This window comes from Undibacterium pigrum, assembly GCF_003201815.1.
GTDB lineage: Bacteria > Pseudomonadota > Gammaproteobacteria > Burkholderiales > Burkholderiaceae_D > Undibacterium > Undibacterium pigrum.
This window is the reverse complement of sequence record NZ_QJKB01000002.1, coordinates 729,167-751,017: the sequence shown is the minus strand read 5'-3', so window position 1 is coordinate 751,017 and position 21,851 is coordinate 729,167. Positions and strand designations below refer to the sequence as shown.

Genomic DNA, 21,851 nt, shown 5'->3' with positions numbered 1-21,851 from the left:
GCTCAAAGTGTTTGCACCCTATGTGCCAGGTTTTTCTGCATGGAGGATGATCATGATTTTGGTCGGGCCCATGTACTTTTCCTTTTCTTTGATTGCTGCAGCAGCTGACAGAAATTTGGCAAAGATATTAAAAAAACTATATATGCAGCAAGCAATTTTGACCAGCGCAAACCTGTCTTCCAGATAATCCGGTTTAAAAGCCACTTTAAAAGCCACTTGCACAAGTACATGAGATGAATATACAATTCATATATGTTTCATATATAAAGGTGCCATATGGGCATAGTCAACATCGACGATGATCTGCACGACCAGATGCGCAAAGCCAGCTCTGTGGCTTGCCGCTCCATCAATGCGCAAGCTGCTTTCTGGATCAAGATAGGCATGCTGTGCGAAATGAACCCGACCATGTCTTTCAATGAGATCGTGGTACACGAACTGAAAGCTGCAGGTGTGGAACCCCTGGCTTTCAGGGGAGCGTTAACATGACCAAGCAACCAGAAGAAATCGCCCTGATGGCAGAATCAGGTAAGCTGCTGGCGAGCGTGTTTACCCACCTTGATCAATTGAATCTGATCGGCATGTCCACCATGCAGGTAAATGACCTGGTCGACAGCTTCATCGTCAATGAACTCAAGGCCCGCCCCGCAAGCAAGGGCCAGTACGGCTATGCCTATGCATTGAACTCATCGCGCAATAGCGTGGTGTGCCATGGCGTACCATCTGCAACAGAAATTTTGCAGGACGGTGATATCGTCAATTTCGATATCACCCTGGAGAAAAATGGCTTTATTGCTGACTCCAGCAAAACCTATCTGGTCGGTGAAGTAACAGCATCTGCCAAACGTCTGGTGCAAGTGACCTATGAAGCCTTGTGGAAAGGCATCAAAGCCGTGCGGCCTGGTGCCAGGCTGGGTGACATAGGCCATGCCATTGAAAGCCATGCCAGGAAAAATGGTTACTCGGTCGTCAGGGAATATTGCGGACACGGCATAGGCCGCGAAATGCACGAGCCGCCCGAAGTGCTGCACTGGGGACGGCCACGCACAGGCCTGATATTAAAGGAAGGCATGGTGTTCACCATAGAACCCATGATCAACCAGGGTCGCCACGATGTAGAGACCGAAGATGATGGCTGGACTGTCGTCACCATAGACGGGAAATTATCCGCCCAGTTCGAGCATACTGTAGCCGTCACAAAAACCGGCGTACAGGTCTTGACGCTGCGCGCCGGGGAAAAAGCTTTAGCCTGAAGCTCGACGTTGGAAATGCGAGTGGATATGCACCAGCCTGGTCTGCAATGAACACATCATTGCAGACCAGTCATACATGAGCAGCTTAGTTCGATGCAGCAGCCTTGCTGCGTGCCGCATGCAGCTTCTTGTAGCTGTCTATCAGGCGTGCATGTCTGTCCAGCCCTTCCAGTTTCATGCTGGTTGGTGTCAAACCATAGAAGCGCACGCTGCCATCGACTGAACCCAGTACAGCATCCATACGCTCATTGCCAAACATGCGGCGGAAATTGATGACGTAGTCAGCTAGCTCCAGATCATCATCCAGCGTGACTTCCAGCACTACGTTCAGGGCCTGATAAAACAGACCGCGATCAACCGTGTTGTCGTTGTATTGCAGGAAGGTTTCTACCAGTTCTTTGGCTTCTTCAAAGTCCTGCAAGGCGAGGTTGATCAGCAGTTTCAATTCAACAACCGTGAGCTGGCCCCAGATCGTGTTTTCGTCAAACTCTATGCCTATCAGGGTAGCGATGTCGCTGTACTCGTCCAGCTCATTATTCTCCAGACGTTCCAGCAAGTCTTCCAGTTGTTCATCATCCAGCGCATGCAGATTCAGGATATCTTCGCGGAACAGGAGGGCCTTGTTGGTGTTATCCCAGATCAGGTCTTCTACCGGATACACTTCAGAATAGCCTGGCACCAGTATACGGCAGGCAGTTGCGCCCAGGTGATCATACACGGCCATGTAGGCTTCTTTGCCCATCTCTTTGAGTATGCCGAACAAGGTCGCGGCTTCATCCGCGTTGGCACTTTCGCCTTCAGCAGAAAAATCCCACTCAACAAATTCGTAATCAGCCTTGGCACTAAAGAAGCGCCACGACACCACGCCGCTGGAATCGATGAAGTGCTCAACAAAATTATTTGGTTCAGTCACTGCATTGCTGACAAAGGTAGGCTGTGGCAAATCATTGAGGCCTTCAAAACTGCGGCCTTGCAGCAATTCTGTCAGGCTGCGTTCCAGTGCCACTTCCAGACTGGGGTGCGCGCCGAAAGAGGCAAACACACCACCTGTGCGCGGGTTCATCAGGGTCACGCACATGACAGGGTATAGCCCACCCAGCGAGGCATCCTTCACCAGCACAGGGAAGCCCTGCTCTTCCAGCCCCTGTATGCCAGCCAAGATGCCAGGATATTTCGCCAGCACTTCTTGCGGTACATCCGGCAAGGCGATTTCACCTTCGAGAATTTCACGCTTGACAGCACGTTCAAAAATTTCAGACAGACATTGCACCTGCGCTTCGGCCAGGGTATTTCCGGCACTCATGCCATTGCTGGCGAACAGGTTTTCAATGAGGTTGGATGGGAAGTACACGACCTCGCCATCTGACTGGCGCACATATGGCAGCGAACAGATGCCGCGCTCTGCATTGCCGGAATTGGTATCGATCAGATGCGAGCCACGCAGCTCACCTTCAGGGTCATAAATCTCCCGGCTATACTCATCCAGTATCTCTTTAGGCAGCGCATCCCTCTTGCCAGGCTTGAACCAGCGCTCTTCCGGATAATGCACAAAGGCCGCATTGGCGATGTCTTCCCCCCAGAACGAACCCGCATAAAAATGGTTGCAACTCAGGCGCTCGATATACTCACCCAGGGCTGATGCCAGCGCGCTCTCTTTGGTCGCGCCCTTGCCATTGGTAAAACACATGGGCGAATGCGCATCGCGTATATGCAGCGACCACACATTGGGAATAATATTGCGCCATGAAGCAATCTCTATCTTGATCCCCAGCCCCGCCAGCAAGCCAGACATATTCGCAATGGTCTGCTCCAGCGGCAAATCCTTGCCCAGGATATAGGTAGCCGCATCGGCATTAGGGTTCAAGGTCAGCAAAGCCTGTGCATCCGCATCAAGGTTCTCGACCTCTTCAATCACAAACTCCGGTCCCGCCTGCACCACTTTTTTAACCGTGCAACGGTCGATGGAACGCAAGATACCTTCACGGTCTTTGGCAGAAATATCCGCAGGCAACTCCACCTGTATCTTGAAAATCTGTGCGTAACGGTTTTCAGGATCAACAATATTATTTTGCGACAGCCGTATATTTTCAGTAGGGATATTGCGCGTATTGCAATACAGCTTCACAAAATAAGCTGCACACAAGGCCGACGAAGCCAAAAAGTAATCAAAAGGACCAGGCGCAGAACCATCCCCCTTATAACGGATAGGCTGATCAGCCACCACCGTAAAATCATCGAACTTGGCTTCAAGACGAAGCTTATCGAGAAAGTTAACCTTAATTTCCATGGGGGAGTTCCAAAATAATGTACGAAAACGTGTAGGCGGTATTATCCGTCTTTTCTGGGGTGGGGAGGGAGGCTTGTTGAGCCGCTTGTTAATTCACGCACTTCGCTAGCTGATTTCCAAAGTCGCGATCCAAGTTTAATAAGTCAACATACTTACACAAATTATAATAATCAATATACAATACATTTAAAAATTGCCTGGAGTTACATGAGCGGGCTTTTTAACTTCGCGACTAAGTGGCTGCGATGACTCCGTCGGTCAACGAAAAATTTGCTCGACTGTATAGTTCAACCTAAACGCTGTGTTCAGTTACTTAAAAGAGAGCAAAAATACCGCCCCAAAACTGTCTTTCGTATCACATGTCTGCCAACCGCAAACAGGCCCAAAAGTCGAAGTAGTCGAACCGAATTTATTTCATACATCTCCCATCCTTAAATTCCTGATCCTTGGAGTCTGGATGATACTAATAGTTGTCCTGCCAGTGCATTATTTAACGTCTTTGAGTACAAAGATCTGGGTTACATGTAAGCCGTGGGTTTGGCGTAATAGCGCTGAACATATACAAGAAAAAGCATACTACCAAACGTACGCTGTAATTTTGGTGACGGAGGAGAAATTATGAAGCTGTGCCTGACTATCGGGGTTTCGAAAACACAACAGCTTTCTTCTTTGCCGGGGGCGATTACAGTAGCTCACGAAATGGGGGATTGGGCTCGGAAATCCGGATTCAAGACACAAGTTATAACAGACGAAAACAAAACACCCGTCACGATTGTGCGAATCCGTGAGACGTTGCTTGAAATGCTTCCACCCAATGACGAGGTGGATTTTTTTATTTTGCACTTCGCCGGACATGGATTTCGATCTGGAGCAGAACAAAACGTCTGGCTCCCTAGCGACTGGTTCGAGGAAATGCGTGCTATATCAGTGGAAGGGTTGAAAAGGCAGCTCTACAGACATGGGATAAAGAACTTGTCGATTTTCAGCGATGCTTGTCGCTCGCTTCCCTCCGATATTGAAGCTGCAGATATTTTCGGTGATCCAGTACTCCCGAGAGGTCCGTATGATGCAGTGCCTCCCGTCATTGATCGTTTCAATGCTGTTGCAGATGGTCAACAAGCCTACATGCTGCAAGGAGATGACACCGCCCCTTCTCGCTGCATTTTTTCGACTGTCTTGCTCGAAGGGCTTTGCGGTCTCAAGGAAGAGGCATTTGACACGTATCAAACGGATTGGGTGATTCCAGAGTCGCTTGAGTTTTTCTCAAAGAAGCGATTAAAGGAGATTGGTGAAACATACGATCTGAAATGTTCTCCCGAATGCGCTACTGGTAACCCTAGGGATCATGTGGTTTATTTCAAGCGTGGTAGTAATTCAAATGGCCAGCCCTCCCTCAAATGGCCCGCTCCTTCTGCCCGCAATCAAGTACAAGATAAGCCCCCCGAAGACCTTCAGCCATCTCTTCATGAGGTCAAATTTTCAGTTTCTCGTCGCTCCTTCGGAAACATATGGCGGCATTTTGACAATCCACTAACCTGCAATCTCGTTATTAGCGGTGCTGTGCCCAAAAATATTTGGAGTACAGCTCAAATCAAAAAAACATCAAGCGATAATGATGGAGGAGCCTATTTAGTAGATTGCGCACTGGGCGGTGCAGTTCAGATACTTGTCGAATTTGACGATGCAGTGTTTGCGTCAGCCGTAGTCTATGAGCGCCTCACCACACTAATGAGTCGAGACAAGGGTGGCGATATAAGTTGGTCTTGTGTTTCTGAATTTCCGGGATTTGAGGAACTTTGGGGTGAGTCTTTCCGCGCTATCAAAAATCTTCAGACCGGCAATCTTTCTGCTGACCAAGTGGACGATATCGCAACGCACATTCGAGAATTTAAGCACGTCAATCCAACCCTCGGTGCCATCGCTAGCTATTTATATGACTACACGGGTGATATGGATAGCATACGCCGTATGGCATACTTTTACTGCTACCACGGTCAACCCATGCCTTTCGACGTGGCATTTATGGGCTTGCTCTCAATCAAATTCATCGGACAAAGCCGCACTGTGGCGGACGTGCCATCGGTTCCTGCGAGGCCACAGTCTCCAGCAAACGATAAGTTACCAGATTGGGTTACAAAAGAGACAATGAAAAGTTCGGGAGAGGTTGCAGGCTTGTGGCCTTGGCTCCGCCAGGGATGGCAATTCATGGAAGATCCAGAGCCACAAGAAGAAATGGCGGCAGAAGAATTGCGTGACGTCACCAACTTCCTATTACCCTCGCAGTTCTCTTCGTTTAAAGAAGAAGGCGCACGAATTTTGATTAACAAATTTCACCTGAAGGGAAGTATATGAACGTTTTGATGATTCACGGGATTGGTCAAGAGGCTTCAACCAAAGATGAACTTTTCAGTAAATGGGTAGGCTCTCTCCAAGCCATTCAGCCGGGCTTACTTGACCAGGAATCGGTCGAAATGGCATATTACGGAGCAACGCTTGCCGACTGGACGAACGGGAATACAAAGACTGCAGTCGGTATGGGCGCAGAGTCGACAGCAGTTGATGTGGATAATGCTGATGAATTGAAATTCCTCAGTGCCGTGATGGCGGAGTTCGTCAGCGCGCACGGAATCGGCGACGCTGAAATTGAATCTGCAATGGACTCTGTGTGGGGCAATGCCATACCAATGGACAACTTCATCGCAAGGCATCTCGTCGGTTTAATGCGCGTGGTAGAGAAGATTTCTCCGGCAAAGGGCGCTATTCTTCTTCGAGTCATAAGACAGGGACATACCTACCTCACGTCACCTGGGGCAGCAAAAGCTGTCGACGACATCGTGCGACCACTCTTGCAAAGAAGTCCACAAGTGCTGATTACTCACTCACTTGGAACCGTTATTGCCTTCAAGCTGCTGCGAGAAATGGAAAAAACGAGAACTGGCGTTCAGATTCCACTCCTCATAACCTTGGGATCACCGCTTGGTCTGGAAGCGTTCAAGGCAAAACTTGGCGCGCCTCGGCGCAAACCAGCTTTTGTAGAGCAGTGGATGAATTTTTATGACCCTTCTGATTTCGTCACGCTTGGCAAGCCGTTGAACGAAGAAAATTTCGCAAGCAACATTTATAACGATGGCACCGTTGATAACGATACCTTCAACTCCCATGGAGTTATTGGCTATCTTCCTCACAAGGGAGTTATCGATGCGCTGAAAAAAGCTCTATAGCAGACCATCTTACTGCTCGAACATGCAGTCTAACTCTTTTCAGAACCTTCTTACGATTTTACTGCGTGTGCGTGATCTGTGCTTATGTGCCGCTCAAAATGCTCATATACCAAAGTACATTCCGTTTTTCTGCAGTGCATTTTTTTTGTGCCCCCTCAACACACGATTGCTACAGATCGTAGCAGGTTCTCACGACTCAGGATCAAACCAAAACACCCGAAGTTCCTGCTCACAACGACAGGCTTTCGCGAGACGTGCGGCCCAGGCGATGGCTTCCTCTCTTGAAGGAAGCTCAAGCACAGTGAATCCACCATTGAGTGGAGGTGCCCACGGGTAACCTCCCTCAGCGACTACTCCATTGGCAGACACCAGGACGGGCGCTGCTGTTTCATCAATGCCACCTGCGAAAACGTAGACGCCTGCTTCCTTGGTCTCCTGTATCACGGCGTGGGCGTCTCGCCCTACTGTCTCCATCTCACTGTCGGGGACTTTCATTGCAGCACTGGGGAATGAAATGAGGTACTTTGCCATGATCTGCGTCTCCAAGAATGGGGGGCTGGTGATCATGGCAATGTAACTCAATGCCTTGCCTTATTCAACAGTCACACTTTTTGCCAGGTTGCGTGGCTTGTCAACGTCCGTCCCTCTTGCCAGTGCCGTGTGGTAGGCCAGCAATTGCAGTGGCACTACGTGCAGTATCGGTGACAACTGGCCATAGTGTTCTGGCAGGCGTATCACGTGTACGCCTTCGCTGGAGGTGATGCGGGAGTCGGCGTCGGCGAAGACGTAGAGTTCGCCACCGCGGGCGCGGACTTCCTGCATGTTGGACTTGAGTTTTTCTATCAGGGTGTCGTTGGGGGCGACGGTCACTACCGGCATTTCCTTGGTGACCAGGGCCAGGGGGCCGTGTTTGAGTTCACCTGCGGGGTAGGCTTCGGCGTGGATGTAGGAAATTTCTTTGAGTTTTAATGCGCCTTCGAGGGCGATAGGGTAATGCAGGCCGCGACCGAGGAAGAGTGCGTTTTCTTTGCGGGCGAATTCTTCTGCCCAGGAAATGATTTGCGGTTCCAGTGCCAGCACGGCGCTGATGGCGACGGGCAGGTGGCGCAGGGCGCGTATGTGTTCTGCTTCGTCAGTCTCGCTGAGGCGGCCTTTGCTTTGTGCAAGGGATAGTGCCAGCAGGAAGAGTGCTGCCAGTTGCGTGGTGAAAGCCTTGGTGGATGCGACGCCGACTTCTACCCCGGCATGGGTGATGTATGACAAAGCGCATTCACGCACCATGGCGCTGGTGGCGACATTGCAGACAGTGAGGGTGTGCAGCATGCCCAGGCTGCGTGCATGTTTCAGTGCGGCCAGGGTGTCTGCGGTCTCGCCACTTTGCGATATCGTGACGACCAGTGAATTGGGGTTGGGCACGCTTTCGCGGTAGCGGTATTCGCTGGCGATTTCTACATTGACTGGGATTTTGGCGATTGCTTCTATCCAGTATTTGGCCGTCAGGCCAGCGTAATAGCTGGTGCCGCAGGCGAGTATCAATACCGAGTCTATCTGCTTGAAGACTTTGTAGGCACCGTCGCCAAACAGCTCGGGCATGATGCTGATGACGCCTTCGAGCGTGTCCGCAATGGCGCGTGGCTGCTCGAAGATTTCTTTTTGCATGTAGTGGCGGTAAGGGCCTAGCTCTGCTGCGCCGCTGTGAGCGTGTACAGTTTTTACTTCGCGCTGGACTGATTTGCCTTCGCTGTCGACTATCCATACTTTTTGCAGTTGCAGGTCAACGACATCACCTTCTTCGAGATAGATGATCTGGTCGGTGGTGCCTGCGAGTGCCATGGCGTCGGATGCGAGGAAGTTTTCACCCTGGCCTACGCCGACGATCAATGGGGAACCCTGGCGTGCACCAACCACGCGGTGTGGTTCGTCGCGGCAAAAGACGGCAATCGCAAATGCACCGGTCAGACGCTTGATGGCGACTTGCACGGTTTCGAACAGGTCGCCGCTATAGAGGTGGTCTATGAGGTGGGCGATGACTTCGGTGTCGGTCTGGCTTTCAAAGACATAGCCAGCCTGTGTCAGTTCTGCGCGCAGTTCTTCATGATTTTCTATGATGCCGTTGTGTACCAGGGCAATGCGCTCGCGCGAGAAATGCGGGTGGGCATTTGATGAAGATGGGGCCCCATGCGTGGCCCAGCGGGTGTGGGCAATGCCGGTAAAGCCAGCGAGGCCGGACTGGTCTATCTGTGCCTGCAAATCGGCCACGCGGGAGGTGCTGCGAGAGCGTTGCAAGTGGCCATCTACATGCAGGGCGACGCCGCATGAGTCATAGCCACGGTATTCAAGCCGCTTCAAGCCTTCGAGCAAGACGGGGGTGATATTGCGTTGAGCAACTGCGCCGACGATACCGCACATAATGACCTCTGATAAAGAATGAATATGTGTTCATGCTAAAGCAGATGACTTGATATTTTCTTTCAAAATTAATCTATTATTGAAATTTATAGAACATCGATTTTCTATTTGAACTATTATTTCAATATATAAGAAAATTTGGAATTATCAATCATATGCTGACTATCAATGAGCTGGATGAACTGGATAAACGCATTTTGCAGCAATTGCAAAAAGATGCCTCGCTGACCAATCATGAGCTGGCCTTGCGGGTGCATGCGTCTGCACCGACCTGCCTGCGTCGCGTCAAGCGGCTGACGGATGAAGGCATCATCAGCCGCCAGGTGGCGCTGCTGGATGCCAGCAAGCTGGGGGCAGGTTTGACTGCCATCGTTGAAATCACACTCGACCATCAGGCGACGGAGAAGCTGGTGGAATTTGAGCAACTGGTGGCGCAGGAAGGGGCGGTGCAGCAATGTTACCGCGTCTCGCAGGGGCCGGATTTTGTGCTGGTGATACAGGTGGCAGACATGGCGGCTTATCATGCACTGGCGCACAGGCTGTTTGCGACGCATGCGAATGTGCGCAATGTGCGTAGTTTTTTTTCTATCTTGCGTAGCAAGTTTGAAACAGCTATCGCCCTGTAAGCAGGGCTTACCAAAAATCGTCCCAGCAAGGCGTAGCGACGAAAACAGTACTTTAGTACAAGGTCTTGTTGAATGCGGGAGCTGCAACGCAGCTGGGGCGGTTTTTGGTAAGCCCGTTCAGCGTGGACGTATGCTTTCTTTCAATACATTCGCCGGATAGTAACGCTGAAAGCCTTTCCAGACCATGCCGGATTTGGCGACCTGTTCCAGTATGTCCTTGAGTGCGACCGTATCTTCCACACCCAGAGATTTTTTGGATATATAGGCACCGCTGTCACCCCAGGGTAGTTCGGGGATGGGTTCGAAACGCAATTTCTCCAGCATGTCCTGTACGCGTGCATCATCCATGATGACGCCTGCCAGGATGGAGGGTGCCATGATGGTGACATCGGCAATACCGGCCTTGAGCAGGCGTGCAACTGACAGGGGGTCGGTATCAAAGTACAGGCGCTTTTGCCTGGTCAGTTCCTTGATCAGTTCCTGGTAAGCCGGTCCATAGTCAAAACCGCGCACCAGGGCAACCTTCAAGTCTTTTTTATCGAGCAATTCCTGCATTGAGGTGATGACGGGGCGATTGCTTTCCAGGGAAATGAGGGTGGCGCGGTTGTAGATCATGGGCACGAAAATGCCATGTTCATCGCGCTTTGGGGTACGGCTGGCGGGGATGAGCAAGTCTGCCCTGCCGGTTTCAAACATCAGTTCCATCCTGGCCCTGGGTACGGCGGACAAGGCAAATTTGCAGGTGTCTTTTTCCATCAGACTGCGCAGGATGTCAGGGTAGATGCCATCGATTTGCTCACCATTGATGATGACACTACGGCCAGTGACGGCGACTGGCACATTGATAATGCGTGAACAGGCGGCAAAAATCTGCTGGGTAAATACCAGCAGGGCAGCAAACAATATCGTGCGTAATACGGCAATCTGCATCTGAGAACCCAACACTATTTGGTTTGATTATAGCCATTTCAAGTAAGCACCTGGAGCGCAAGCTCATCCTAGCGCGGGCGATTACCTTCTTTTAACACTTCTGGTTTGTAGTAGCGTGAAAATGCCTTCCAGACCAGGCCTGAACGGGCTGCACGTTCCATCATCTCTTGCAGCGCATTGCGGTCATCCTGATTCAAGCTTTTTTTAGACAGATAGATGCCGCTGTCACTCCAGCCTAATTCTGGCAAGACTTCAAACCTGAGCTTGTCGGCGATGTCTTCTACCCTGGTATCACCTTGCGCAGCTCCGACAAAAATATAGGGGGCCATGATGGACATTGCTGCGCCTCCGGCTTTCAGAATGCGTGCTGCGGAAACGGCATCAGCCTCGACCACCAGCCTGCCCTGCTTTTGTAATTCTGTTGTGATGGCCTGATAGGCTTCTCCATAGTCATAGCCGCGCACGACAACCACCTTCAGGTTTTTTTGTTCCAGCAATTCTTGCTGACTCTGGATGACAGGCCGGGCAGACTGCAGGGAAATCAATGTTGCACGCGTATAAATCAGAGGAATGAAATAACCATGCTCATCCCTTTTTGTCGTGCGTATGGCGGGAAACAAAACATCAGCCTGGCCATTTTCAAACAACAGTTCAAGACGCGCACGGGGAACAGCTGAAAAATGAAAGCGACAGGTTTCTCGGGATGAGAGGCTGCGGAAAATATCAGGATAAATACCACTGACACTATCACCACTGACTATCACACTGAAACCCAGCGGTGCCACAGGCGCATTGATGACACGCGAACAAGCAGCCTCAGTCTGCAATGAGAAATGACTAAGAAATAACATCAGAACGACATGCCTGGCGTGGCACTTTGTCAGCATATTCATCAAGATTCACCTTGAACATGAACCAGTACACGATAGATCATTATGATGCTTGGCTGCAAGCAAGATTGCGGTCAAGAAAGTCACTCTTTGTCACATAAGGCGGATAGTTTGTTTTCCGACAGGATTTCTATCTTGCCATAAGCCAGCCGTATCAAACCATGCTGCTTAAAAAATCTTAATTCTTTCGACAAGGTCTGGCGCGTCATGCCCAGCATCATGGCCAGGGCTTCTTGTGTTACTGGCACGATGGCATGGCCGTCTTGTGGCCGCTGAGCCACTTCGGCCAGCAACAACAATCGTCGCGCAACTCTGGCCCGTACTGAACGCAGGCCTGCATCTTCAACTATGCCATATAACAAACGTATGCGTCTTGCCAGCATACGGGCGATGGCTGTGGCAAAGCTATTGCGCTGCATGAGGCTGCGAAACACTTTTGGATCAAGCACCAGCAGTTCTACCTCAGTCAGTGCAGTGGCATCATGGGTACGCGGCTGCTCATCGATGAGAGAAATTTCACCAAACCAGGTCGCTGCTTCCAGAAATATGAGTATGGCTTCGCGCCCTTCTGCGCTGAGGGTGGACATCTTGACGCTGCCGCTGAGCAGGGCATACAGCCCATCAGGCGCATCACCTTGCCGGAACAACATTTCACCGGGCCGCAAGCGCAAATGTTCACAAGAGGCTAACATGGTCTTACGGTCTGCCACAGGCAAGCTGGCGAACCAGGGGTCGGCCATCAAGATGCTCATCAAGTTTGCCTGTGATGCCATGAAAGATATGTTACCCGCATGAATAGATAAATTGAATTGTAAAGTATTTGACAGTTTGAGATAAAAACTGCGTTTAAGGTATGGCTGTTATGTCTATCCATCTAATCAGGGAGTATACAAATGCAACATCGTGCGCAATTTGTCCGTATGGAGGACAGTACCCAGGAAGACTGGCAGTTGATAGGTGGTGAATTCAGGGAATTTGCCAGGGCCTTGCCGGACAGGGTCTTGCAACATCTGCGTTTGCTGGAAGGTGATTATGGCGGCTTCCCGGTCGACCGCTTTACCCATTCACTGCAAACCGCCACACGCGCCTTGCGCGATGGCCGTGATGATGAATACGTCTGCTGCGCCTTGTTGCATGACATAGGCGACACGCTGGGCTCATTCAATCACCCGGATATTGCGGCAGCCATACTCAAGCCCTTTGTCAGCGAAGAAAACCTGTGGATGGTTCAACACCATGGCATATTCCAGGGCAATTATTTCTTCCATCACATAGGCATGGACAGGGACATGCGCGAGCAATTCCGTGGGCACCCGCATTTTGAACGCACGGCAGAATTTTGCGCACTGTATGACAACCCCTCTTTTGATGCGCATGCAGAAACTTTCCCGCTGGTGGAATTTGAACCCATGCTGACCAAACTGTTCAGCCAGCCGCGCAATACCATTTACAAAGCCGCTGTCAGCGCCAATAACGATAAATAATAATCAATAGGGCTTACACAAAATTGTCCCAACAAGGCTATCGTTATGGGAAACCGCTCTTGCAGGAGCGGTTCGTTACGTTGGCAGACAACATGTTGTCTGAAACCCCAAAACACCGTAGCGACGAAGACAGTACTTTAGTACAGAGTATTGCCAGATGCGGGAGCTGCAACGCTTTGGGGCAGTTTTGTGTAAGCCCTCGTCACATAAAAACAACACCGGAGACAATATGCATATCCCCTCAGTCAAAGATCAGGTCAGCGCAGAAGAATGGCAATTACGTGTCGACCTGGCCGCCTGTTATCGCCTCGTCGCATTGTATGGCTGGAGCGATCTGGTATTTACCCATATCAGCGCCCGCATCCCCGGGCCTGAGCATCATTTCCTGATTAACCCTTATGGCCTGATGTTTGATGAAATCACGGCTTCCTCTCTGGTAAAGGTGGATCAGCAGTGCAATAAGGTGATTGATTCTCCCTTTCCGGTGAACCCGGCTGGCTTTGTCATTCATAGTGCAGTGCATGCTGCAAGGGAAGATGTGCAATGCGTTTTGCATACGCATACACGTGCCGGTGTTGCTGTCAGCGCACAAAAATGTGGCGTGCTGCCGCTGTCGCAGCAATCGACTTTTGTGCTGGCATCGCTGGCTTATCATGATTATGAGGGCGTTGCTTTCAGGGAAGATGAAAAGCCGCGCTTGCAAGCTGACATGGGACAGGCTAACTTCCTGATGTTACGCAATCATGGCTTATTGACAGCGGGCAAATCAATTGCTGATGCCTTCCTGTCCATGTACACCTTTGAAGCGACTTGCCAGATACAACTGGCAGCGCAGGCTGGCGGTGAACTGGTACATGTGAATCCACTCATCGTCAAAGGAGTGGCCGAAGCCATGCGCGTGCAGACTGGTGGTTTGGGTGGTGCCTTTGTCTGGCCATCCCTGATACGCAAACTTGATCGAACGGATGAAAGCTACAAACTATGAAGGCAAAGCACAAGGTCGTTGTCATTACCGGTAGTTCAGATGGAATAGGAGCAGAGATTGCGCGTCAACTGGCCAGGAAATATGGCCCCAGCCTGGCACTGGTGCTGGCAGCGCGCAATGAAGACGCACTCAAGAAAGTCGCTGCCGAATGCAAGACCTTTGGTGCCGTATCACTCGTGGTAAAAACTGATGTGGGCATGGAAGCCAATTGCCGCAACCTGATAGAAGCCGCAGTAGAGCAGTTTGGCAGTATCGATGTACTCATCAATAACGCAGGCAAATCTGCCCAGGCGCTGCTGGAAGAAGTGGATAACCTGGGCTGGTATCAGGAGCTGATGCGTATCAATTTCTGGGGCAGTGTATGGTGTACCCATGCTGCCCTGCCCCACCTCAAAAAATCACGCGGTGCCATCGTCGCCGTCTCTTCACTGGCAGGACTGATAGGCGTACCAGGCCGCACCGCCTATAGTGCCAGCAAGTTTGCCATGGCTGGTTTCTTTGAATGCCTGCGTTCAGAATTGAAAGAGGCTGGCGTCAGGGTCACGCTGGCTTACCCTGGCGTAGTCGCTACCAGAATACGCTACCACGGCTATAACGCAGCGGGCGAAGCAGCAGGCAAGAGTGGCTTGAAAGAGGACGATGCCATGTCAGTGGAAGAATGTGCATCACTCATCATACGTGGCTATGAACGCAGCGACCGCGAAGTGGTCATGAGCTTCAAGGGCAAGCTGGGACGCTGGCTGAAACTGATCGCGCCTGGCCTGGTAGAGAAAATGGCGATGGCGGCGTTGAAGAAGGAAGTCAGGCCGCACTGAATTGTGCAAGCTGAAGCATCAATTTCCTCGTAGGAGCAGCTTTAGCCGCGAACATTTTTTGCCGTAACAGTATGCTGTTCGCGGCTGAAGCCGCTCCTACACAATCTTATCAACTCACCAGATCAGAAGCGGTGCTGTATGCCTACCGTTGCCGAAGTCTGGTTCGACGCAAACCCTGCGTCATCACGTGACACACCTGTCAGCTTGTTATTGCTGGCCTTGGCATAGCCTGTGGCGATATAGATATCCGTGCGTTTCGACATCGCATACTTGGCACGCAGTACCAGCATGCCAGGATCAGCATCTGCGCCTGCTGCAACATTCTTAATATCCTGATAGTAGTAGACGCCAGTCAATGTCCAGGCAGGTGTGACTGAGTAATTCGCACCCAGCCACAAGGTATCACTGCGCTGGTCTGCCGCACCTGTCGCCAGGGTTTTCTTGAAGTTGCGGTAGCCGGCAAACACTTTGGCAGGACCAAAATCATACGAACCGCCCAGATGCAAGACCTTGGCCTGGTCATAAGAACCATTGGCTATCGGTGCGCTATTGTTTTGCTCGTAGGTGATGACTGCAGCCCAGGGACCATCGAATGCGCTGGCAGCGACGATGTATTTGGCATTGCCCGAAGTATTGCCCGCGACTTCACCAAAGCCATAGGTTGCGCCGAGTTTATAGCCTTTGCCATCGTATTGGTACTTGAGCAAATTGGAGACGCCTGTCAGCATGCCATCTTTACGGTTGCCAGTGGCACCGGCAGAAGTTGCCCAGGAATATTGCGGCGCATAACCCATGGGGTCAAATGGCAGGATGAAATCATAAGTGGTGCTGTAAGAACGACCAGCAATGATGCGACCGAAATCACCTTGCAGGCCAACATTGGCCTGACGGCCAAAGATGTCACCATCAGAAGCACCCGTGTCGAGCAAGACGCCGCCTTCGAGTTGCATGATGGCTTTCAGGCCACCGCCCAGGTCTTCACTGCCGCGCAAGCCAAAGCGCGAGGTATTCATGCCACCGCTATTGAGTTTGAACTGGCTGCCCTTGTTGGCATCGGCATTGTTGTTGTACGTGATATTGGCATCAATGAGGCCGTAGATGGTGACACTGGTTTGCGCCTGTGCCGCAGTTGCCATGCATGCCAGCGTGGCCGCGCCGAGTAGTTTCTTCATCGGTGTTCTCCTTTAGAAATTTTTGTTTTGCAGACAACATGCGTGTCATGTGGTCAGTTCACATGCTAAGGAGTGCAAGCTTTCAGTTGCCTTTCTAAGCCAGCCTCACTGATCAAATCGACAATATAGTGTTGCGGAATTGCCTCCCTGTCTGCCGTCCAGTTTTTCCTTTCACGCCAGTTTCTTTGTGCTTCACACCAGATTCCTGCCACTGATCTCATACGGGTAGTGACTTGCGTAGCCAGGTCTTAATCTGTCATTGCTGTCCCCAACAACACAAACTACTTACTTAACACTGGAGTCCATCATGAACAACATTTTTACTACAACAACCATCAAAGCCATGTTGCTTGCCGCAGGTATCGCTACCCTGGCCGCCAGCAATGCCATGGCTTTTTCTGAAACTGAATTTAAAACTGCAGTCAAACAACTGGTGAACACACCAAGCATCAGCCAGGAGCAATATGTCGCCAATGCCGTCAATGCATGGTTGAACCAGGACTACGTCAATTCACTGGCACAAGCTGAGATTGATGTCAGCCGCACTGCCAATCAGCAAACTGCCAGCACCTTTAACAACATGCTGCAACAGGAACCTGGCAATCCCTTGCTGATGTCTTATGCCGGTGCAGCGACTGCCAAGTCTTCACTGGATAAACTGGCGAAAGGTGAAAAAACCACGGCACTGGAAGATGGCACGGCAATGGTGGAACAGGCTTTGCAACTGGCGAGCAATAGCGTAGCCATGCATGGCAGCGTGCCTGTGGCACTGGAAGTGCGCTTTGTCGCAGCCAGCACTTATCTGGCCGTACCAAAAGTAATGAACCGCCATGACAAGGGTGAACAATTGCTGAAAGATGTGATCGATGCCAGCCAGTTTGCCCAGACTGATGTGAATTTCCGCGGTGCGGTGTGGATGCGTGCGGCGACTTTGGCAGCAGAGAAAAACCGTGCAGATGAAGCGAAAAAATATCTGGACGAAATAGTCAAAAACAATGCTCCGCAAGCCCAGAAAGCTGCGCAGTTATTGCAAACATTGTCCTGATTTTTTGATGTGTATTACTGTGTAGCGGCCAGCCGGTATGACTGACATGATTGAAATGGCTGGCCGCTACACCATGAATATTTACTTCTTGATTTTGACTGGACGCTGCCAGCCATCTATCGTGATTTGTTTTGCGCGTGAGACGGTCAGCTTGCCTTCTGGTGCATCCTTGGTCAGTGTCGTACCTGCGCCCAGAGTTGCGCCCTTGCCTACCCGTACCGGTGCCACCAGTTGCGTATCACTGCCGATGAAAGCATCATCCTCGATGATGGTGCGGGATTTGTTCACGCCGTCATAATTGCAGGTAATCGTGCCTGCACCGATATTGACGCGGCTGCCTATGGTGGCGTCACCGATATAAGCCAGGTGATTGGCCTTGCTGTGTGCGGCGATCTGGCTGTTTTTTACTTCGACAAAATTTCCGATGTGCACGTCTTCTGCCAGCTCTGTACCAGGGCGCAGGCGGGCATAAGGGCCTATCTGTGATTTGGCACCGACTACTGCATCTTCAATGTGGCAGAAGGCCTTGATGTTGCTGCCTGCTGCAATACGCGCATTATTGATGACGCAGTTAGGGCCTATGCTCACGCCATCTTCCAGATGGACTTCACCGATAAAAACACAGCCTACATCGATAGTGACATCACGCCCGCATTGCAGGTTGCCACGTACATCGATGCGTGCCGGGTCGTACAGGCCCACGCCTTGCTCCAGCAATTTGAGAGCGATATTTTTTTGATGCGTGCGCTCCAGCTCGGCCAGTTGTACCTTGCTGTTGACGCCCAGGGTTTCCCAGACTGCATCTGGCTGGGCTGAGACAACTTCCACGCCATCGGCCACTGCCTGGGCGACGATGTCGGTCAGATAATATTCGCCCTGGGCATTCTTGTTGGATAAATTGCCCAGCCATTTTTGCAAATGCGCCGTCGGTATCGCCATGATGCCGGTATTGGTTTCGGTGATCTGGCGCTCAGTTTCATTGGCGTCTTTTTGTTCGACAATGCGTTTGATGACGCCGTCTTCCCTGACGATGCGACCCAGGCCTGTGGGGTCTGCCATATCAACGGTCAGGACACCCAGCTTGTCCTTGCCAGCCGCCGCGATGAGGCGTGCCAGGCTGGCTGTCGTCGTCAAAGGCACGTCACCGTACAGGACCAGGGTAGGCTGGTTCACATCCAGCACCGGCAAAGCCTGGGCAACTGCGTGGCCCGTTCCCAGTTGTGGTTCTTGCAATGCAAAGCGCAGATCTTCTGCCGCGACCGTCCTTGGTACCTGCTCGCCACCATGTCCATAGATCACGCAAATATTGCTGGCCTGGAGCTGGCGCGCCGTAGCGATCACATGGTTCAGCAAAGGTTTGCCAGCCAGTGCATGCAAAACCTTGGGCAAGGAAGATTGCATGCGTTTGCCCATGCCTGCTGCAAGAATAACGACGTTCATAGTGGGGTAAATATAAGTTGAAATCCGTAAAAGTTTATCACGTGCGCTTAATGCAAACTTTGCCAAAGACTTGCCAAATTGCTTATTCCACAGCATTTGCGAAACAAAAATGTACAATTCGGCCCGCTTTTTGAGTAAGACTGCATGTACAATTGAGAATAATTATCATTTAGAATAAATAGAAATAATTCATGCAATCGGGTACGGACAATTTATCGCAACAACAAAGCAGGGCTTTCTGGTTGCGCCATTTACATCAATGGCATTGGATCAGCTCAGCACTTTGTCTGATCGCCATGATCCTGTTTGCCGCTACCGGCATCACCCTGAATCACTCGGCACAGATAGAAGCGCATCCAGTGGTGAGCAAGAAAGAAGGCAGACTGCCGCTGGCCTTGTTGTCACAACTAAATGCAGTGAAGAATACGGATGATGCCGCGATACCGCGTGACGTCAGCGACTTCCTGGCCAAAGACCTGGATATCAAACTGAATGACCAGGTACCTGAATGGTCGCCTGAAGAAGTGTATGTGGGTTTGCCGCGCCCCGGTGGCGATGCCTGGCTGCGCATAGAACTGGAGAATGGCGAGATTGAATATGAGCTGACCAGTCGTGGCTGGATTGCCTACTTCAATGACTTGCATAAAGGCCGCAACACCGGCACTGCCTGGAACTGGTTTATTGATGTCTTTGCCGTGGTCTGCCTGATTTTTTGTGTGACGGGCCTGTTCCTGCTGAAAATGCATGCTGGCAAACGCCCCAGCACCTGGCCGGTGGTGGTGTTTGGTTTGGTGCTGCCACTCATACTCGCCCTCATGTTCATCCATTAATAATTAAAAAATTTAAACCGTCCACTCTTTGTCCATAAAAAGGTTGTATATCCATGCGTAAATTGCTCCCGTTTGCCATCACCAGTTTGCTGGGTGTCCCGGCCATGAATGCTGTCGCGGCTGATCTGACCCTCAAAGTCGAAGTACCGCGCCTGAATGTGGCTGAATATCACAAACCCTATGTTGCCATCTGGCTGGAAAAACCAGACCAGACATTTGCTGGCAACCTCGCTGTCTGGTATGACATGAAGAAAAAGGACAATGAAGGCACAAAGTGGTTGAAGGACATGCGTCAATGGTGGCGTCGTAGTGGTCGTGAATTGCAGATGCCGGTCGAAGGTGTCAGTGGCGCAACCCGCACCACAGGTGAGCAAACCCTGAGCTTTGCTGGTGACAAGGGTGTACTGGCTAAATTGCCAGCCGGTGAATACCAGCTCATCGTTGAAGCGGCGCGTGAAGGCGGTGGTCGTGAAGTCGTGAAAGTGCCATTCCAGTGGCAAGCCAAAGGCGAACAAAACCTCAAAGCCCAGGGCAGCCATGAGCTGGGAACCATTGCTGTGACGATCAAATAAAAACCGGCTCAAGGATAATCATGAAAACTTTAAAAAAAATCGCCCTCTTCTCGGCCCTGGCTGGAGCTGTTTTCTCTGCCCAGGCTCACCGCGCCTTCCTGGTGCCGTCTTCCACTGTGGTTGCTGGCAATGCCCCCTGGGTGACTGTTGACGCCGCGGCTGCTACCGATGTTTTTGTTTTTGATCACAATGCGCTGAAGCTGGACAACCTGTTCATCACTGCGCCTGATGGCACGGCACTGAAACCAGAAAACGCCAATACCGGCAAATACCGCAGCACCTTTGATGTCAAACTCAGTCAAACCGGCAGCTATAAAATCGGCATCCTGAATGAAGGCTTGTTTGCCAGCTATAAAGAAGATGGCAAGGTCAAACGCTGGCGCGGTACGGCAGAAACATTTGCCAAGGAAGTGCCAGCCAATGCAGAAGAACTGCAAGTCACACAACGCAGCGGCCGTATCGAAACTTTTGTCACCAATGGCAAACCCGGCGGCAAAGCCATAGAGATCACAGGCAATGGCCTGGAATTGAGTGGTGCTACTCACCCTAATGACCTGGTGGCTGGTGAAACAGCACAGTTCCGCCTGACCCTGGATGGCAAACCGGCAGCAAAGGTCAGTATTACTCTGATCCCTGGCGGCCTGCGTTATCGCCAGAAGCTGGATGAAAAAACTTTTGTCACAGACAGCGAAGGCAAGTTCAGTGTGAGCTGGACAAATGCTGGCCTCTACTGGATGGAAGCAGAAATCAAGGATGACAAGCAAGTCAAGGCCCCGGCCAAATCCAGAGTTGCCACCTATGTAGCAACACTGGAAGTCTTGCCGCAGTAATAGTTTTTAATTTCAATACTGAGTAATATGCGTCGTGTTTTTATACCGCTGGATGTGGCGGAACCACAAATTCCGCCTGCCCATGCCATCAGCCTTACACTCGGTGGCAATAGCATGGGCACCAGCTGGACTGTGCAGCTACTCTGCCTGCCAGCCCACGACGCACATGAACTACAGGCTGGCATAGAGGCAGAACTGAACCAGGTCATCCTGCAAATGAGTACCTGGGACCCGTCTTCTTATTTATGCGAGTTCAACCGCGCACCGGCGCGTAGCTGGCAATCTTTGCCAGCAGAGTTTTTCAAGCTGGTCGACTACAGCCTCTACCTGTCGCAGCAGACAGGCGGGGCTTACGATATCACGGCAGGCAAGCTGGTTGACCTGTGGGGCTTTGGTCCTGCAGGCAAACGCGCAAACAAACCTACTGAGGCCGAGATCAACAGCGCCCTGCAAGCGGGCAACTGGAAATCACTGGAGCTTGACCACCTGGAGCAGCGCTTGCGCCAGACAGGCACCGGCAGCATCGCTCTGGATTTATCATCGATTGCCAAGGGCTTTGCCCTGGACCAGATCGCTCGTTACCTTGATGCACAAAAAATCAGCAGTTATCTGATAGAGCTGGGTGGAGAATTGCGCGGGCTGGGCATGAAAAAAGACCAGTCACCCTGGTGGGTCAGGATAGAAAGCCCGGTAGAAAACGATCATGCAGGTAAGCCGGACAAGGAATATCTGGTCGCCCTGCACGGCTTGTCGATTGCCACATCCGGCGATTATCGCCAGTATTTTGAACAGGACGGCCATCGCTATGCGCATACCCTGGACCCGCGCACTGGTTACCCGGTAAACAATGATCTGGCATCCGTCACGGTATTGCATGCTGAATGTATGGTGGCTGATGCGTTGGCAACTGCACTGACCGTGCTGGGTTGTAGCGCAGGACTGGAATATGCCAATCAACATCAGATCGCTGCCTTGTTCCTGCAAAGAACAGCATCTGGCTTTGAAGAAAAAATGAGCCAGGCCCTGATTGCCATGCTGGATTAAGCACGATGCGTCTGCCTT

Annotated in this window: 21 protein-coding genes; 13 read left to right on the top strand and 8 right to left on the bottom strand. The window is 51.3% G+C overall.

The window, feature by feature from the left end; genetic code table 11:
- The first annotated feature begins 276 nt into the window (after nucleotides 1-276).
- Both DFR42_RS10325 and map read left to right on the top strand, forming a co-directional pair.
- Nucleotides 277-489 carry a ParD-like family protein gene (locus DFR42_RS10325; RefSeq protein WP_110254862.1) on the top strand — a complete coding sequence of 71 codons (213 nt, stop codon included), beginning with the start codon at nucleotides 277-279 and terminating at the stop codon, nucleotides 487-489.
- Nucleotides 486-1,253: a type I methionyl aminopeptidase gene (gene map / locus DFR42_RS10320; protein WP_110254861.1), complete on the top strand. Its 768-nt coding sequence runs from the start codon at nucleotides 486-488 to the stop codon at nucleotides 1,251-1,253. Before DFR42_RS10325 ends, map begins: the two co-directional genes overlap by 4 nt.
- Before the next feature lie 85 nt (nucleotides 1,254-1,338).
- On the opposite strand, the gene DFR42_RS10315 is transcribed toward map, so the two are convergent.
- Entirely contained in the window at nucleotides 1,339-3,540 is a 2,202-nt protein-coding gene (locus tag DFR42_RS10315; protein ID WP_110254860.1) for an OsmC domain/YcaO domain-containing protein, read from the bottom strand.
- A 618-nt stretch (nucleotides 3,541-4,158) separates the two neighbouring features.
- Here DFR42_RS10315 and DFR42_RS10310 point away from each other — a divergent pair.
- The gene (locus tag DFR42_RS10310) at nucleotides 4,159-5,892 is read left to right on the top strand and encodes a caspase family protein (protein ID WP_110254859.1); all 1,734 of its coding nucleotides are present in this window, start codon (nucleotides 4,159-4,161) and stop codon (nucleotides 5,890-5,892) included.
- A complete protein-coding gene (locus DFR42_RS10305) occupies nucleotides 5,889-6,761 on the top strand; it encodes a hypothetical protein (protein ID WP_110254858.1) in 873 nt (290 codons plus the stop codon). Before DFR42_RS10310 ends, DFR42_RS10305 begins: the two co-directional genes overlap by 4 nt.
- Nucleotides 6,762-6,950: 189 nt before the next feature.
- Here the strand turns inward: DFR42_RS10305 and DFR42_RS10300 are convergent, their stop codons facing one another.
- Complete coding sequence (locus tag DFR42_RS10300) at nucleotides 6,951-7,292, bottom strand: YciI family protein (RefSeq protein ID WP_110255015.1); 342 nt, start codon at nucleotides 7,290-7,292, stop codon at nucleotides 6,951-6,953.
- A gap of 60 nt (nucleotides 7,293-7,352) precedes the next feature.
- Complete coding sequence (gene glmS, locus DFR42_RS10295) at nucleotides 7,353-9,170, bottom strand: glutamine--fructose-6-phosphate transaminase (isomerizing) (RefSeq protein ID WP_110254857.1); 1,818 nt, start codon at nucleotides 9,168-9,170, stop codon at nucleotides 7,353-7,355.
- A 155-nt stretch (nucleotides 9,171-9,325) separates the two neighbouring features.
- On the opposite strand from glmS, the gene DFR42_RS10290 reads away from it, so the two are divergent.
- Entirely contained in the window at nucleotides 9,326-9,796 is a 471-nt protein-coding gene (locus DFR42_RS10290; RefSeq protein ID WP_110254856.1) for an Lrp/AsnC family transcriptional regulator, read from the top strand.
- A gap of 117 nt (nucleotides 9,797-9,913) precedes the next feature.
- Here DFR42_RS10290 and DFR42_RS10285 read toward each other — a convergent pair whose 3' ends face one another.
- From DFR42_RS10285 to DFR42_RS10275, 3 genes are all read right to left on the bottom strand, one after another.
- Nucleotides 9,914-10,741 (bottom strand): substrate-binding periplasmic protein, encoded by an 828-nt coding sequence (locus DFR42_RS10285; RefSeq protein WP_245936905.1) that lies wholly within the window; start codon nucleotides 10,739-10,741, stop codon nucleotides 9,914-9,916.
- A gap of 53 nt (nucleotides 10,742-10,794) precedes the next feature.
- Nucleotides 10,795-11,619, bottom strand: a complete 825-nt coding sequence (locus DFR42_RS10280; protein ID WP_110254854.1) for a substrate-binding periplasmic protein — start codon at nucleotides 11,617-11,619, stop codon at nucleotides 10,795-10,797.
- Nucleotides 11,620-11,699: 80 nt separating this feature from the next.
- The gene (locus DFR42_RS10275) at nucleotides 11,700-12,368 is read right to left on the bottom strand and encodes a Crp/Fnr family transcriptional regulator (RefSeq protein ID WP_110254853.1); all 669 of its coding nucleotides are present in this window, start codon (nucleotides 12,366-12,368) and stop codon (nucleotides 11,700-11,702) included.
- A 141-nt stretch (nucleotides 12,369-12,509) separates the two neighbouring features.
- On the opposite strand from DFR42_RS10275, the gene DFR42_RS10270 reads away from it, so the two are divergent.
- The 3 genes from DFR42_RS10270 to DFR42_RS10260 all read left to right on the top strand — a co-directional run bounded on the left by DFR42_RS10270 (nucleotide 12,510) and on the right by DFR42_RS10260 (nucleotide 14,900).
- Nucleotides 12,510-13,100 (top strand): HD domain-containing protein, encoded by a 591-nt coding sequence (locus tag DFR42_RS10270; protein ID WP_110254852.1) that lies wholly within the window; start codon nucleotides 12,510-12,512, stop codon nucleotides 13,098-13,100.
- A 229-nt stretch (nucleotides 13,101-13,329) separates the two neighbouring features.
- The gene (locus DFR42_RS10265) at nucleotides 13,330-14,085 is read left to right on the top strand and encodes a class II aldolase/adducin family protein (protein ID WP_110254851.1); all 756 of its coding nucleotides are present in this window, start codon (nucleotides 13,330-13,332) and stop codon (nucleotides 14,083-14,085) included.
- Nucleotides 14,082-14,900: an SDR family oxidoreductase gene (locus DFR42_RS10260; RefSeq protein ID WP_110254850.1), complete on the top strand. Its 819-nt coding sequence runs from the start codon at nucleotides 14,082-14,084 to the stop codon at nucleotides 14,898-14,900. The genes DFR42_RS10265 and DFR42_RS10260 overlap by 4 nt, the downstream gene beginning before the upstream one ends.
- Nucleotides 14,901-15,022: 122 nt before the next feature.
- On the opposite strand, the gene DFR42_RS10255 is transcribed toward DFR42_RS10260, so the two are convergent.
- Nucleotides 15,023-16,072 (bottom strand): porin, encoded by a 1,050-nt coding sequence (locus DFR42_RS10255; RefSeq protein WP_110254849.1) that lies wholly within the window; start codon nucleotides 16,070-16,072, stop codon nucleotides 15,023-15,025.
- Nucleotides 16,073-16,379: 307 nt separating this feature from the next.
- Here DFR42_RS10255 and DFR42_RS10250 point away from each other — a divergent pair, with 307 nt between their 5' ends.
- On the top strand, nucleotides 16,380-17,117 hold the full coding sequence (locus tag DFR42_RS10250) for a hypothetical protein (RefSeq protein WP_110254848.1): 738 nt from the start codon (nucleotides 16,380-16,382) through the stop codon (nucleotides 17,115-17,117).
- 81 nt (nucleotides 17,118-17,198) lie between these two features.
- On the opposite strand, the gene glmU is transcribed toward DFR42_RS10250, so the two are convergent.
- A complete protein-coding gene (gene glmU / locus DFR42_RS10245) occupies nucleotides 17,199-18,557 on the bottom strand; it encodes a bifunctional UDP-N-acetylglucosamine diphosphorylase/glucosamine-1-phosphate N-acetyltransferase GlmU (protein WP_110255014.1) in 1,359 nt (452 codons plus the stop codon).
- A 191-nt stretch (nucleotides 18,558-18,748) separates the two neighbouring features.
- Here glmU and DFR42_RS10240 point away from each other — a divergent pair, with 191 nt between their 5' ends.
- Genes DFR42_RS10240 through DFR42_RS10225 form a run of 4 tightly spaced genes read left to right on the top strand, consistent with a single transcriptional unit; the run spans nucleotide 18,749 to nucleotide 21,833 of the window.
- Nucleotides 18,749-19,387 (top strand): PepSY-associated TM helix domain-containing protein, encoded by a 639-nt coding sequence (locus DFR42_RS10240; protein ID WP_110254847.1) that lies wholly within the window; start codon nucleotides 18,749-18,751, stop codon nucleotides 19,385-19,387.
- Between the two features lie 53 nt (nucleotides 19,388-19,440).
- Nucleotides 19,441-19,959: a DUF2271 domain-containing protein gene (locus tag DFR42_RS10235; RefSeq protein ID WP_110254846.1), complete on the top strand. Its 519-nt coding sequence runs from the start codon at nucleotides 19,441-19,443 to the stop codon at nucleotides 19,957-19,959.
- 20 nt (nucleotides 19,960-19,979) lie between these two features.
- On the top strand, nucleotides 19,980-20,789 hold the full coding sequence (locus DFR42_RS10230; RefSeq protein WP_110254845.1) for a DUF4198 domain-containing protein: 810 nt from the start codon (nucleotides 19,980-19,982) through the stop codon (nucleotides 20,787-20,789).
- A gap of 27 nt (nucleotides 20,790-20,816) precedes the next feature.
- Nucleotides 20,817-21,833: an FAD:protein FMN transferase gene (locus DFR42_RS10225; protein WP_110254844.1), complete on the top strand. Its 1,017-nt coding sequence runs from the start codon at nucleotides 20,817-20,819 to the stop codon at nucleotides 21,831-21,833.
- The last annotated feature ends 18 nt before the right edge of the window (nucleotides 21,834-21,851 follow it).

Coding starts and splice junctions, on each gene's coding strand:
- DFR42_RS10325 (WP_110254862.1), top strand. CDS start 277: ATGGGCATAGTCAACATCGACGATGATCTGCACGACCAGATGCGCAAA.
- map (WP_110254861.1), top strand. CDS start 486: ATGACCAAGCAACCAGAAGAAATCGCCCTGATGGCAGAATCAGGTAAG.
- DFR42_RS10315 (WP_110254860.1), bottom strand. CDS start 3,540: ATGGAAATTAAGGTTAACTTTCTCGATAAGCTTCGTCTTGAAGCCAAG.
- DFR42_RS10310 (WP_110254859.1), top strand. CDS start 4,159: ATGAAGCTGTGCCTGACTATCGGGGTTTCGAAAACACAACAGCTTTCT.
- DFR42_RS10305 (WP_110254858.1), top strand. CDS start 5,889: ATGAACGTTTTGATGATTCACGGGATTGGTCAAGAGGCTTCAACCAAA.
- DFR42_RS10300 (WP_110255015.1), bottom strand. CDS start 7,292: ATGGCAAAGTACCTCATTTCATTCCCCAGTGCTGCAATGAAAGTCCCC.
- glmS (WP_110254857.1), bottom strand. CDS start 9,170: ATGTGCGGTATCGTCGGCGCAGTTGCTCAACGCAATATCACCCCCGTC.
- DFR42_RS10290 (WP_110254856.1), top strand. CDS start 9,326: ATGCTGACTATCAATGAGCTGGATGAACTGGATAAACGCATTTTGCAG.
- DFR42_RS10280 (WP_110254854.1), bottom strand. CDS start 11,619: ATGAATATGCTGACAAAGTGCCACGCCAGGCATGTCGTTCTGATGTTA.
- DFR42_RS10275 (WP_110254853.1), bottom strand. CDS start 12,368: ATGAGCATCTTGATGGCCGACCCCTGGTTCGCCAGCTTGCCTGTGGCA.
- DFR42_RS10270 (WP_110254852.1), top strand. CDS start 12,510: ATGCAACATCGTGCGCAATTTGTCCGTATGGAGGACAGTACCCAGGAA.
- DFR42_RS10265 (WP_110254851.1), top strand. CDS start 13,330: ATGCATATCCCCTCAGTCAAAGATCAGGTCAGCGCAGAAGAATGGCAA.
- DFR42_RS10260 (WP_110254850.1), top strand. CDS start 14,082: ATGAAGGCAAAGCACAAGGTCGTTGTCATTACCGGTAGTTCAGATGGA.
- DFR42_RS10255 (WP_110254849.1), bottom strand. CDS start 16,072: ATGAAGAAACTACTCGGCGCGGCCACGCTGGCATGCATGGCAACTGCG.
- DFR42_RS10250 (WP_110254848.1), top strand. CDS start 16,380: ATGAACAACATTTTTACTACAACAACCATCAAAGCCATGTTGCTTGCC.
- glmU (WP_110255014.1), bottom strand. CDS start 18,557: ATGAACGTCGTTATTCTTGCAGCAGGCATGGGCAAACGCATGCAATCT.
- DFR42_RS10240 (WP_110254847.1), top strand. CDS start 18,749: ATGCAATCGGGTACGGACAATTTATCGCAACAACAAAGCAGGGCTTTC.
- DFR42_RS10235 (WP_110254846.1), top strand. CDS start 19,441: ATGCGTAAATTGCTCCCGTTTGCCATCACCAGTTTGCTGGGTGTCCCG.
- DFR42_RS10230 (WP_110254845.1), top strand. CDS start 19,980: ATGAAAACTTTAAAAAAAATCGCCCTCTTCTCGGCCCTGGCTGGAGCT.
- DFR42_RS10225 (WP_110254844.1), top strand. CDS start 20,817: ATGCGTCGTGTTTTTATACCGCTGGATGTGGCGGAACCACAAATTCCG.